Here is a 13,802-nt window from a genome sequence, read left to right as displayed (position 1 = left end):
GTCCGGTATGTTGGAATACCTGAACAAAAGGCTGCCGCGGTCGATCCGCAGCAAGCTCATCCTCGCTTCCCTGGCCTGCATTCTTCTGCCAGCTGCGTTTACACTCAGCATCTATAACTCGCTCACGGAGAAGGCCGTGAGACAGCAGGCGGCAACCAATGCGGAGAACGCGCTGGAACTGGTCAACGGATCGGTAACCCAACGAATGGGGGGGATGCTCAATATCGTGAATTATATTCAGGTCAATTCGGGCCTGAATACCTATTTCAAACTTGTGGCGTCCGGAAATGAGGGCGGTGATCCGTACAGCCGCTTTACGGAAGCCAATCGGGTGCTGGAACAGCTCGACAGCTTGACCGTGCTTGGGGAGCGGAGCTATGTCACCGTTCTTTTGACGAATGGGTCGTATTATATGAATTATTCGGTAAGCGATTACAATCCGCTGGACTGGATGGACCGCCCGTGGTTCGAGAAGCTTAACAGCTTGCGGGGGCTGGAGTCGTATTGGACCGGGCCCGAGCCGACGACCTTCAATTACGACAAGTTCGATCATCCCTACCAGATATCGGTGGCCCGTCCCCTGAGGCGCGGAGATTCGGAGATTTACGGCTATGTCATCGTCACGGTGATGGAGGACCAATTTAATCAGATTTTTCGCAAATTGTCGGCCGGACAGGAGGTGCTCCTGACGGATGCTGCGGGAACGATTGTTTCCCATCGCAATCCTGAACAGGTCGGGGCCCCCTTCACCTATGCATCCCCCGAAGGAGATGCCCGGTCTTCCTTAGTCCGCAAAGGGAAGGAAACTTACCTGTTGACCGAACGAAATATTCCTATGGCGGGATGGCGGCTCGTCATGATGCAGCCCTACAAGGAGGCCATCGTCAATATCAGCTCGATTTTCAATAAAGTGTTCTTGTTTCAAATGGTCTCGTTCGCCGTGTTCCTGCTGATTCTGATTTTCCTCGTCCGTGCGTTTACCCAACCCCTGGTTCGTCTTAGTAAAGTGACCACGGCGGTGCAGCGGGGAAATCTCGAGGTCCGTACCGGGGTCCGGGGGAACGACGAAATCGGCCGGCTCGGCCTATTGTTCGATCAAATGCTCGACCGGGTCAAGGAAATGATCGCGGAAATTTCCGCAAGTCAGGCCCGTAAGCGTAATGCCGAGCTCAAAATGCTCCAAGCCCAGATCAACCCCCACTTTTTATTCAATGTGCTGAACTCGATCCGCATGAAGATCATGAAGCATGGCGATCCGGAGAGTGCCAAAATGGTGGGGTCGCTCTCGGTACTCTTGCGAATGACGGTCAGCCGCGAGGAGGACGAAATTACGCTGCATGAAGAGATCGATCTGGTCTCCCATTACGTCAGCCTGATGAATTTGCGGCAGCGGGAGGCGGCCCTGCTGGATTTGCAGATCGATCCGGAGGCGTTTCTCGTGCGGGTACCGCGGTTTATTCTGCAGCCGGTCGTGGAGAACGCGCTCATTCACGGGCTGCGGCAGCGGGCGGGGCTGATCACCATCCGGGCGGTTTTGAGGGCCGGGGAGGTCATTCTGTCGGTATACGACAATGGCGGGGGAATGCCGCCCGAACGGCTTGCCGATATCCGAACGAAGCTGGCCGACGGGACGCTCCCGGCGGAAGGCCAAGGGCGGGGCGGCCACTTTTCGGGAATCGGGCTCCATAATGTCGCGGAACGGATGGCGATGATCCATGGCGAGGCATTCCGCATGCATATTTCCAGCGAGCCGGGGAGCGGCACGGTTATAGAAATGCATTTTCCTCAAAGGGAGGGAGCTCGCGATGTACAACGTGATGCTGGTGGATGACGATTATCCTGTGTTGGAGCTGCTGTCGGAGACCATTCAGTGGGAGCGGCTCGGCCTGAGGTTAATGGGAACGCATGAGAACGGCTGGAACGCCTGGGAACATGCGCAGCGGGAAATGCCGGATATTCTGATCACCGATATCGGGATGCCGAAGATGGATGGGCTCGAGCTGTCGGAAAAGATTCGCGGAATCCGGCCGAACGTGAGAATCGCGATTTTGTCTTGTCATCATGAGTTTGACTATGCCCTAAAGGCGATGCGGCTCCGGGTCCAGGATTATTTGCTGAAGGATACGCTGGTTCCCGAGGATCTGGCGGCGCTGTTGGCCCGGTTCAAGGAGAGCATCGAGCAGGAGCATCAGATCGGCTGGGAACAAACCCGGATGAGGCACCTGGCTGCGGAAACCCGCGAACTGCGGAAGGTCCAGAAATTCAAGCTTTTTATCGATCAGCCGCTCCTGTTTCCCGGTCAATGGACGGGGGAGCTACGGGAATACGGCCTATTTACGGAAGGACGCTTCTGTCTGCCTGTCGTCGGACATCTGGAGGATTACTCCTCGGTGAAACAGCGATTCACTTCGGACGAAACGCTGCATTTTGCCGTGAGCAACGTCATGAACGAGGCTATGGAAAATCTCGAGCCGAGAGGGGTCCATATCGGTTATCAGGCGCGGACTTCATTATTGCTGTTTTCTTACCGTCCGGGCATCCAAACCAATGTGTATGAGACAGCGTCAGCCGCATTAAGGGAAATCGGAGTCACCTTGAACCGGGTGCTAAAGATCCGCATGTCCTTCATTCTGGGGCAAGGCTGCGCTTCACCCGTCGAGTTGAAGGCTTCCTTGGGAGAACTGCTCGGGGAGGGGCAGCGCTTCTACCTTGAACCTGGGACGATTTCAAAGCGGGAAAAGCCCCTTCCCGTTCCTCCCGGAGGTCCGCCGAATCTGTTTGCCGAATACGGCCGGGCCAGCCAGGAGCTGCGGGAGGTGCTGCTCGGAACGCGGCCCTGCCGGGCCACCGAGGTGGCGGAGGCCTGGATCGGACGCATCCGCGAACGGCGTTATCCACCGGAGATGGTCAAGGATTGGACGCTCAAGCTGCTGCTGGACTTAAAGCTGAAACTGCACTCCTTGCAGGCGGTCCGTCCTTCCTATTCGGCCGATACGCTGCACAAGGAACTGATGGATATCGCCTCCTTGGCGGAACTCCGCCAATGGCTGATTCACCATTTGACCGGGATCGCCGGCTTGAAAAACGCGGGGTCCGGCATGAGCAAGCGGCCGGAAGTGGCGGAAGCCTGCCGATACGTCTCGCTGCGTCTTCATACGCGAATCTGCCTGGATAAGGTGGCGGAGCATCTCTATCTGAATCCCAGCTATTTTAGCAGGCTGTTTAAGAAGGAAACCGGAATGACGTTTATCGAATATGTGACGAGCATGAAAATGGAACGGGCCAAGGAGCTGTTGGATGCCACAAACCATACGGTCGGCGAGATCTGCGAGCGGCTGGGCTACGATAATCAGAGCTATTTCATCAAGACGTTTAAGTCCTATGCGGGAATGACGCCTGCCGAATATCGGGGATAACTCATGCAGCCCGGCCTTTTTCAGGAAGGGAGGTTGGATATGGACCATTTGGACAGAAGGACCCTCCGGGAGATCGTGGATCGCATGGCGCCCGCCGATTTGCATCTTTACTATGTTTCGGGGGATGCGGCGAAATTTTGGCGTAACGTACGAGCGCACGAGGCTTACCGGCAAGATCTTGAGGAAATCGAATCGGAAGGAGAACGATTGTTGGGGGAAGAGCTGCCGGAGCTGGGCTACGGGTTGTTTTCCATTTTTCGGGATACCGGGTCGCGACTGGAGTATGAGCGGGTTTATTTTGAGCGGAGGAGAAGATTGAACACCTTTGCCTTGCTTTGTTTGTCGGCCCCTGACTCCATGCTCTACGAATCCCTTCTCCATGAAGCGATCTGGTCGATTTGCCGGGAGTACAGCTGGTGTCTGCCCGCCCATTTAGGCGAGAACGACGATCCGGTACAGTCGATCGACCTGTTCTCCGCTGAAACGGGATACACGCTTGCCGAAATATCCCTGCTCCTGGGCGAAAGGCTCCCGAGGCGGTTGCGGCGTCTGATCGAGGGGGAAGTGAATCGGAGGGTGCTAGGGCCGTTCTTGGCAGGCGGGGGATATCCCTGGGAAACGGCCACCCACAATTGGTCGGCCGTGTGTGCGGGGTCCGTCGGGGCCACGGCATTGCTGTTGGAGTGTGGAAAGGAAGCGCTTACCGACGTGCTGCTCCGGGTCCAGACCAGCCTGGAGTGGTATTTGCGGGGATTCGGTGATGATGGGGCCTGTCTCGAAGGGCTCGGCTATTGGAATTACGGATTCGGCTACTTCGTTTATTTCGCGGACCTGCTGCGTTCAATAACACGCGGTGAATTGGATTGGTTCGCTCGGGGGAAGGTGCGGCGAATCGCGTCTTTTCCGCAAAAATGCTATCTGGGAGGAAGGGCGGTTGCCAATTTTTCCGATTCGCCGCCTACCCATCCGATCCAGGTGGGGCTCTCCCATAAGCTGGCGGAGTACTATCCGGAATTGGAACTCCCGCCTGCGGATCTGCGCGCCGATTATCGTGACGACCACTGCAGCCGATGGGCCCCGGCGCTGCGAAATCTGATCTGGCGAAATCCCGCCGCTATCGGAGGCAAGCGGGAGTGGGACAGCGCCGCCTGCTATATGCCCGATGCGCAGTGGCTCATCTCCCGCTACCGGAGCGCAGCGGGAATGTTCGGGTTTGCCGCCAAGGGAGGGCATAACGGGGAGCCGCACAACCACAACGATCTCGGCCACTTTATGCTGCTGGCCGACGGAGTGGCGCTGGTGGCGGATCTGGGGTGCGGCGAGTACACCGCCGACTACTTCGGGGCCGGCCGGTACATGTACGCCTGCAACGGGTCCCAGGGGCATGCGGTTCCCGTGATCGACGGACACGGGCAGGAGGCGGGCGAAGAACGGGCCGCGGCGGTGCTGGAGGCTTCCACAGGGGAGATGGAGGACAGGTTTAGGCTGGAGCTTGCCGGAGCCTATCCGCGGGCTTCCGCGCCGAAATCATACATCCGTTCCTTTGCATGGCATAAATCGGAGCTGCCGGTGCTGGAGATACAGGATCTGTTTCATTTTGCCCGGCCGCCGGGATCGCTGATCGAACGGATTGTCACTCTGGCTCCGCCGGCGATCGATCAGGCTCAGGGGGTGGTTATTCTGTCGCCCCCGCAAAAGGAGACAGGGGCGGTTTCGGCCCGCATACTGCGGTTGCGGTACGACCCCTCCCTCCTCAGCGCCCGTGCGGAGGAGCGGAGCTACCGGGACCATTTTGGCCGGGATACGGTTTGGTATGCGCTAGATTTCCACGTGGAACATCCGCGGGAAGAATTTCAAGTCGGTTTCCGGTTCGAATTTATTTGATGATTAAGCCAAATGAAAGGGGAGCAGGTAACGTGACGGAAAACCTTGCATGGGCGGAAGAGGCCTGGAATCAGGCGCTGACAAAGACGAGGCACAACAGCCGGCGTATAGGAGCGGGATTTCCCCACGCCAGTCAAGGGGGAAAATACGACTTGGCGGAGCCCGCCTGGTGGACGGCCGGGTTTTGGCCCGGCATGCTGTGGCTGTTTTATAACGGCAGCGGAGACGACTCTCTGAGAGCGTTGGCCGAACAATGCGAAGCACAGCTGGATGAAGTGCTGGACGCATTCATCCGTTTGGACCATGACATCGGTTTTATGTGGACGCTGACGAGCGTGGCCTCCTTTAAGCTGCTCGGCAGCGAAACTTCGAAGCTTCGCGCTCTGAAGGCGGCGAATTATTTGGCCGCCCGGTTCAATTTGAAGGGGCGGTACATCCGCGCCTGGAATCCCTGGTATGAAGGGGACGAGAACGCCGGTTGGGCGATCATCGACTGCTGCATGAATATGCCGCTGCTGTTTTGGGCCTCGGAAACAACCGGAGATCCGCGGTTCCGGCATATCGCCGAGGCGCATATGGATACCGTCCTGACTCAGTTCGTCCGTCCCGACGGCTCGGTCTATCATATCATCCGGTTCGATCCGGTGACCGGCGAGCGGATGGAAGGTCTCGGCGGGCAGGGCTATGCGCCGGAGTCGGCCTGGTCCCGGGGAACCGCCTGGGCGATCTACGGGCTTACGCTGGCTTACCACCATACCGGGAAGTTGGATTATCTGGAAGCCGCCAAACGGGTCGCGCATTTTTTCCTGGCACAGCTCCCCGAGGACCATGTGCCCCATTGGGATTTCCGGGCCCCGGTGGAGGCGAGGATTTACCGGGACTCCTCCGCCGGGGCCTGCGCGGCCAGCGGCCTGCTGCTGCTGGCCGAGAAGTTGGGCGAGACGGAAGGGGAGGCTTACCGCGGATCCGCCGAACGAATTCTGAGGTCGCTGTATCAAAACTACGGAACTTGGGACGACCCGAACGAGGAAGGACTGCTCTTGCACGGAACCAGCCACTACCCGGAGGGGAAAAACATCGATGTTCCGCTGATTTACGGCGATTTTTTCTATGTGGAGGGATTGGCTCGTTTAACGGGGAAGGGCCCTTTTTATTGGGAATAGGCGGGGGATAAGAGGCTGAGAAAAAGTTAACGTGAGGTTTTCCCGTACATGTTTAGCGAGACCAAGAATGAGAGGAGCGATAACCTATGAGTCGGCATGCCCAAACGCTGCAGCGGAATCCGCTGCGGACGAAACAGGACCTTCAGGCGGCACTACAAGAGCTCACGGCCCCGCTGCGCCCGCATTACAGCGAGGGAAAAGCCCGGTTAAGGCTTGGTGTCGCCGGGGCGGGATTCGACGCCTCCATCGCCGAAATGGAGGGTTTCTCCCGCGTGTTGTGGGGCTTGGTTCCGCTGCTCGCCGGCGGCGGGGAGGATGACCTCTGGGAGGTTGTGCTCGAAGGGATTCGCCACGGCACCGATCCCGCACATCCCGAATATTGGGGAGAGGTGGCCGACTATGATCAGCGGCTGGTGGAAATGGCGGCGTTCGGGTTTGCGCTGGCGCTGATTCCGGAACGGATTTGGGGGCCGCTGAATGAGCGGGAACGTACGCATTTGCAGGAATGGCTCGGGCAAATCAACCGGCATCCTTGTTACGACTGTAACTGGTTGTTTTTTAATGTGTTGGTGAATTTGGGTCTTCACAAAGCGGGACTCCCTTACGATAAAGGGCAGTTGGAGGCCAGTCTGGACCGGATCGATACGTTTTATTTGGGGGATGGTTGGTACAGCGACGGTCCCGGGGGGCACAGCGATTATTACGTCCCGTTCGCCATTCACTTCTATGGGCTGCTTTACGCCGTCCTGATGAAGGAAGAGGACCCGAAGCGGGCGGCCGTCATCCGGGAACGGGCCGGACGGTTCGCGGCCGACTTTCTCTACTGGTTCGCGCCGGACGGGGCCTCCCTTCCTTACGGGCGCAGCCTGACTTATCGGTTCTCGCACGCGGCTTTTTGGGGAGCCATGGCTTACGCGGAGATGGAGGAACTGTCCTATGGGGTCCTAAAGGGGCTCGTTTTGCGGCATTTCCGCTGGTGGTTTCGGCAGCCGATGCTCGATGCGCAGGGGCTGTTGACCGTGGGGTACGCCTATCCGAACCTGGTGATGGCGGAAAATTACAACTCGCCCGGCTCGCCCTACTGGGCATTAAAGGCGTTTCTGCCGCTGGCCTTGCCGGACGACCACCCGTTCTGGCTGGCCGAGGAGATGCCTCTTCCGGCGGGACCGGCCATGTCGGTGCAAAAGCCTCCGCACCTGGTCGTCTGCCGCCGGGAGGAGACCGGGCATGTCGCCGCCTTTAACAGCGGGCATCGGTCGACGAACGAGCATACGCACACCTCGGCAAAATACGAGAAGTTTGCCTATTCCACGGCGTTTGGCTTCAGCGTCCCCCGAGCGGAATGGGGGTTGTCCCAAGGGGCCTTCGATTCGATGCTTGCGCTCAGCGAAGGCGATCAACTGTTCCGGGTCCGCCGCCGGAATGAGGAAACCTGGATCGACGGCCATTTGCTCTACGCCCGTTGGATGCCTTGGCGGGATGTAGAGGTGCAAACTTGGATCGTCGCGGGCTTGCCCTGGCATGTCCGCATTCATCGCGTGAATACGACCCGCGAGCTGGATGCCGCCGAAGGCGGCTTCGCCCTGGGATTGTCCCCGCAGATGGACCGGTTCGAGAAGGCGGCCGGCGTGACCGTCCGATCGGCGCAGGGCAGCGCCGGTATACAGTCCCTGCTCGGCTATGAACGGGCGGAGCTTGTCTACCCGAACGCGAACACGAATCTTCTTCATCCGCGTACGGTGATCCCGACTTTACGGGCCCGTCTGTCGCCGGGTGTGCATTGGCTGGCCTCCGCCGTATTCGGCGAGCCGGGACAAGGAACGGTTCCTGGCCTTGAAATCGCTGAATTGGACCTGGATGAGGCCCTCGCTCGACTTGGCGTGAAGGTAGGCGATACCTCTGTTCAAGTTGAGAAGCCGGACGGCCGAATTATCGTTATCCAGTTGTCCTAAAAACAAATGAGTTTATAGCTCAAAATTAGGCGGTTTCCGGTCACAGGCGCACTCACCCTGCCTGCGGAAAACCGCCTCTTTTTATTTTTTCAGACGGCCATAGGCGACCGCGTAACGACGGATTTTTTTGTAAATGTCCTTGTCGGGGAGAAATTTAAAGGGAAAAAGAGCGGGAAGGGTGTTTACTTCCAAAATCCAGATTTGATGCTGCTCGTCAATAGCGATATCCAGTCCGATTTCTTTCAGGTTCGGGAATTTGCCGGCAAGCTGCCTCGCTGCCCGGACACCGAGCAGTTTCATCTCCTTATATGTTTTTGCAAAAGCTCTAGGCTCCAGATAAGGTCCCAACAATTCTTCTATTGTGGCGGTCATACCGCCGCCATGATAATTCGTGATGATTTTTTGCTGTGCGGCGACGCGTCCGATGAAACCGGTCGTCTCCCAGCCTTTTTGCGGTGTCTGCTGGACAAGCGCGCGGATGTCGAATTTACGGCGCCTGTAGGTCAGCAGGTGGATTCCTTGTTGAATGAGGTACACCTTTTTTCCGATCCGCTGGACGAGAGCGTTGTGAAGTTCCTCCAAGGTGGGATACAAATCGCTTTGAATACCGTACCGGAGTTTATACTGCGGAGCCTGTTCCTGCTCGGATACGAGTTCGTCGGTCCAAGGCTCGACGTTCATAACGCCGTTGCCGTAGGTGCCGCGGTCGGGCTTCACATAAATAAGACCATGAATTTCCAACATTTCCTTCAGATTCTCCAGGCTGTATTTGCGCGTATCGGGGATAAAGGGCCGAATCGTGTCCTTCTGTCTCAAAATCACGGTCTTCTCCCATTTGCTAGCGATGCGCTGAATAGCCAACTTAGCATCCATCCTTTCCAAAACCCCGGGCTGCCACCGTTTCAGACATGAAAAACATAGGACAGAAGAGAAAAACAATGATATAATTATAAGATATGGGGATTTTATAAGATTTTTGACCATTTTTTTCAACAACTACTCTATATGCCTATATTCTAGTGTATGAACTACAAGGGCAATGGGAATGGACACATCCCCATTTATTAGTGTCTATACCACATGGGATCTCTGGCCGGCACGTTTAATCGGGCATGATTTGTGCAAGTAATATAATGATTCGGGGCAGGATGAGGACATCCCATTATCATAGGCACTTGGATAGAATTTGAAGGAGGTCCAGCATGGCGGAAGAAAAGTTTTCGCAAATTATAGACCGGGACATTAATGTGGAAATGCGCGAATCCTTTATGGATTACGCCATGAGCATTATCGTCAGCCGTGCTTTGCCGGATGTAAGGGATGGTCTGAAGCCGGTGCATCGGCGTATTCTGTACGCCATGAATGAGCTTGGCATGCATCCCGATAAGCCATTCAAGAAATCGGCGAGAATCGTCGGCGAAGTTATCGGTAAGTATCACCCGCATGGCGACTCCGCGGTTTATGAAACGATGGTGCGGATGGCTCAGGATTTTTCCATGCGTTATATGCTGGTCGACGGTCACGGCAACTTCGGGTCGGTCGACGGGGATATGGCTGCCGCAATGCGTTACACGGAAGCGCGGTTGTCCAAAATCGCTATGGAAATGCTGCGTGACATCAACAAAGAAACGATTGATTTCATGCCGAACTATGACGGCGAGGAACAGGAACCGGTCGTGCTTCCGGCACGTTTCCCGAACCTGCTGGTTAACGGGGTATCGGGGATCGCCGTTGGGATGGCAACGAACATTCCGCCGCATAATTTGGGCGAGGTTATAGACGGGGTACAGGCGCTGATCGCCAATCCGGAACTCGACTCTCTGGATCTCATGGAATATATCAAAGGCCCGGATTTTCCGACTGCCGGTTATATCATGGGCCGGACGGGAATACGTCAAGCTTATACGACGGGGCGCGGTTCCATTACGATGCGGGCCAAAACCACGATCGAAGAGCACAACAACAAGGCGAGAATCATTGTCGAAGAACTTCCTTATCAGGTGAATAAGGCCCGGTTGGTTGAAAAAATCGCCGAGTTGGTTCGCGAGAAGAAGATCGACGGCATCACCGACCTGCGGGATGAGTCCGACCGCAACGGCATGCGCGTTGTGATCGAGCTGCGCCGGGATGTGAATCCGAACATCGTGCTGAACAATCTGTTCAAGCATACGGCGCTGCAAAGCACGTTCGGCATCAATATGCTGGCGATCGTGAACAACGAGCCTAAGATCCTGAACTTGAAGGAAGTCCTCAGCTATTATTTGCAGCATCAGGTTGAAGTTATTCGCCGCCGGACGGAATATGAGCTGAAGAAAGCGGAAGCCCGCGCTCATATCCTCGAAGGTCTGCGCATCGCGCTCGACCACCTGGACGAGGTGATCGCGTTGATCCGCGCTTCCCAAACGACGGAAATCGCCCGCACGGGGTTGATGGAACGCTTTGGGCTGAGCCAGGAGCAGGCCCAGGCGATTCTGGACATGCGTCTGCAGCGTTTGACCGGTTTGGAACGCGAGAAGATCGAGAGCGAGTATCAGGAGCTTTTGCAAAAGATTGCCGAATACCGCGAGATTCTGGCCAACGAATCTCTCGTTCTGCAAATCATCAGCGACGAGCTCCAAGAGATCCGCGACCGCTTTGCGGATGAGCGCCGGACCGAGCTGTTGGTCGGGGAAGAGAGCATCCTGGATGAAGACTTGATTCCGCAGGAAGAAGTCGTCATCACGATCACGCATACCGGGTACATCAAGCGTTTGCCGCTCACGACCTACCGGAGCCAGAAACGCGGGGGACGGGGCGTCGTCGGGATGGATACGAAGGACGATGATTTTGTGGAGCACTTGTTCGTTACGAACTCGCACCACTATCTCATGTTCTTCACCGACCGGGGGAAAGCGTATCGCCTGAAGGCTTACGAAATCCCTGAACTCGGCCGGACCGCGCGTGGGACGCCGATTATCAATCTGATTCAGATTGAGCAGGGCGAAACCGTCAACGCGGTTATTCCGGTTGAGCGCTTCGATGAAGACAAGTATCTGTTCTTCGCGACCCGTCAAGGGGTCGTGAAGAAGACGCCGATCGAAGACTACATCAATATCCGTAGGGGCGGATTGATTGCCGTACATCTGCGCGAAGACGATATTCTGATCGACGTGAAGCTGACGGACGGCAACCAAGAAGTCATCATGGGGACGGCTCAAGGGATGTCCATCCGTTTCCCAGAGAGTGACGTTCGCTCGATGGGCCGCGCCGCAACCGGCGTGAAGGGGATTACGCTCGATGAAGACGATCATCTGATCGGGATGGACGTCATCGTTTCGGATCAGGATGTTCTGATCGTAACCACCAACGGTTACGGGAAGCGTACGCCGGCGTCGGAGTACCGGATTCAAAGCCGGGGCGGTAAGGGGATCAAGACGATCAATGTGACGGAGAAGAACGGTCCTGTCGTCGGTCTTAAAGTGGTTAAAGACGATGAGGATCTGATGATCATCACCGCCAGCGGTACCCTGATTCGGACCAGCATGTCGGGAATCTCCACGATGGGACGGAACACGCAGGGCGTCAAGCTGATCAACATCCGCGAAGACGATGCCGTGGCTACCGTTTGCCGATCGGACAAGACGGAAGAAGAACCGGAGGAAGAGAACCAGAATGAAGAAGGGGGAGTGTCCCTGGAGGACGCTCAACCGGATAACGGTTCCGATTCGGAGGAATAAACAAGCGATAACACCGGATTTCCTTAAGGAGGTCCGGTTTTTTCTATTCTTTACATTACCGCGGAAAAAGGATTGTTGGGCTTCAAGTCTCGTAATATAATGGCGGTAGATAGTTCTTTTTACCCTGGATAGGGGCCTACCCTACATATTTGGAAGATTTAAGGAGAGAGTGAAATCATGGCCAGCGTCCCTGTATTGGATCTGAAACCCGGTTTGAAAATTGTTGAGAACGTACACACTCCGCTCGGTGGATTGTTAATGCACAAAGGAAAAGTGCTTTTGCCTAGAGACCTGGATATCCTGCGTGCGTTTATGGTTCAGCTTGTAGAAATTGAGGACGGGCAAGTTAAAGGGCGCGAGGAAGTGACCGAGGTTTCGGATTCGGCCAAAGCGGGACATGCCGACAACTCATCATCTCATATTGAAAATGAACCGGCCGCGATCGATCAGCTCCACAAAGAATACGACCGGATGCTCCATTTAACCAAGAGCGCCTTTCAATCGGTTCTGGCATCGGAACTGCCTATTTATGAGCTCCGCCATCAAATGGAGGCTTTGATCAAACAGTTGAAATTTTATAACGTGCTTACCTTTACGCCGCGAAATGTGAACGAATACGATTATCTGTTCCATAACGCCATTTTGTCGGCACTTACGTCCTATACGATCGCTCGTTGGCACGGACTTCCGCAGAAAGACTGGATGCAAGTCGCTTTCGCGGGTCTTCTTCATGATATCGGAAATACGAAAATCGATCCGGCGATCCTTTATAAACCGGATTCGTTGACCGGAGAGGAAGCCGAGGAAATGCGAATGCATACGACGTACGGATATCAACAGCTCCGCAAGACGTCGGCCATCAATGAAGGTGTCCGGCTCACGGCTCTTCAGCACCATGAGAAAATGGACGGCTCCGGCTATCCTTTTCACCTTACCGGCGATAAGATTCATATCTACGCCAAAATTGTAGCGGTGGCCGATATTTTTCATGCGATGACCTTAAACCGCAGGTACCGTAAAGCCAAGTCTCCTTATCTGGTCCTGGAGCAGATCAAGTCGGAAGCCTTCGGTAAATTGGATCCCGGCGTGGTTCAAACTTTCGTCGACAAGGTGACGCAGTTCCATCAAGGAACACGGGTCCGGCTTAGCGACGACAGCATTGGGGAAATCGTCTTTTCCGACCGGCAACATCCGACCCGTCCCATGGTCTCTGTGCATGGAGAAATCGTAAATCTTGTACAGGCAAGACATCTGCATATTGAGGAAGTTCTTGCCTAGGGTTGCTTTTTAGGTCGGTTATGGGGTATATTAATATTCGCTGCTGCGGAAGGCAGATGAAGTTTTGAATCAAGAAATAAAAAAAAGCCTAGTTGCTAAAAAATAACTCTTGCGAATTTCCGCAGTTAGTGATATATTATAAGAGTTGCCGCTGTTGATGCGGTGACAAGCGAAAAACGAAGTTGATCTTTGAAAACTGAACAACGAGTGAGTATTAAATGAGAATTAAAATTCTCGTCAGTTTTTCTAAATGAGCAAGTCAAACACTTTATTGGAGAGTTTGATCCTGGCTCAGGACGAACGCTGGCGGCGTGCCTAATACATGCAAGTCGAGCGGAGTTAATCGGGAGCTTGCTCCTGATTAACTTAGCGGCGGACGGGTGAGTAACACGT

At 55.4% G+C, this 13,802-nt stretch carries 8 protein-coding genes and 1 rRNA gene; 8 read left to right on the top strand and 1 reads right to left on the bottom strand.

Annotated elements, in window-relative coordinates:
* Window positions 1-7: 7 nt before the first annotated feature.
* The 5 genes from LBW89_RS23390 (at window position 8) to LBW89_RS23370 (ending at window position 8,415) form a co-directional block, all read left to right on the top strand.
* Window positions 8-1,831 carry a sensor histidine kinase gene (locus tag LBW89_RS23390; protein ID WP_225040571.1) on the top strand — a complete coding sequence of 608 codons (1,824 nt, stop codon included), beginning with the start codon at window positions 8-10 and terminating at the stop codon, window positions 1,829-1,831.
* Window positions 1,806-3,416, top strand: coding sequence for a response regulator transcription factor (locus LBW89_RS23385; RefSeq protein WP_225040570.1), 1,611 nt, complete (start codon window positions 1,806-1,808; stop codon window positions 3,414-3,416). The genes LBW89_RS23390 and LBW89_RS23385 overlap by 26 nt, the downstream gene beginning before the upstream one ends.
* A gap of 39 nt (window positions 3,417-3,455) precedes the next feature.
* Window positions 3,456-5,300, top strand: a complete 1,845-nt coding sequence (locus LBW89_RS23380) for a heparinase II/III family protein (protein ID WP_225040569.1) — start codon at window positions 3,456-3,458, stop codon at window positions 5,298-5,300.
* Window positions 5,300-6,463, top strand: a complete 1,164-nt coding sequence (locus LBW89_RS23375) for a glycoside hydrolase family 88 protein (protein ID WP_412067026.1) — start codon at window positions 5,300-5,302, stop codon at window positions 6,461-6,463. Before LBW89_RS23380 ends, LBW89_RS23375 begins: the two co-directional genes overlap by 1 nt.
* An 86-nt stretch (window positions 6,464-6,549) precedes the next feature.
* On the top strand, window positions 6,550-8,415 hold the full coding sequence (locus LBW89_RS23370; RefSeq protein WP_225040567.1) for a DUF2264 domain-containing protein: 1,866 nt from the start codon (window positions 6,550-6,552) through the stop codon (window positions 8,413-8,415).
* 81 nt (window positions 8,416-8,496) lie between these two features.
* Here the strand turns inward: LBW89_RS23370 and LBW89_RS23365 are convergent, their stop codons facing one another.
* Window positions 8,497-9,276, bottom strand: coding sequence for a YheC/YheD family protein (locus LBW89_RS23365; protein WP_225040566.1), 780 nt, complete (start codon window positions 9,274-9,276; stop codon window positions 8,497-8,499).
* Between the two features lie 341 nt (window positions 9,277-9,617).
* On the opposite strand from LBW89_RS23365, the gene gyrA reads away from it, so the two are divergent.
* From gyrA to LBW89_RS23350, 3 genes are all read left to right on the top strand, one after another.
* Entirely contained in the window at window positions 9,618-12,131 is a 2,514-nt protein-coding gene (gene gyrA, locus LBW89_RS23360; protein ID WP_213506363.1) for a DNA gyrase subunit A, read from the top strand.
* A gap of 177 nt (window positions 12,132-12,308) precedes the next feature.
* Window positions 12,309-13,409, top strand: coding sequence for an HD-GYP domain-containing protein (locus LBW89_RS23355; protein ID WP_225040565.1), 1,101 nt, complete (start codon window positions 12,309-12,311; stop codon window positions 13,407-13,409).
* Between the two features lie 268 nt (window positions 13,410-13,677).
* A 16S ribosomal RNA gene (locus tag LBW89_RS23350) occupies window positions 13,678-13,802 on the top strand; the annotation flags it as partial.

It is taken from the genome of Paenibacillus sp. alder61 (assembly GCF_020179875.1).
In the GTDB taxonomy this organism is placed as follows: Bacteria; Bacillota; Bacilli; order Paenibacillales; family Paenibacillaceae; genus Fontibacillus; species Fontibacillus faecis.
This window is presented reverse-complemented; position numbering and strand designations above follow the sequence as displayed.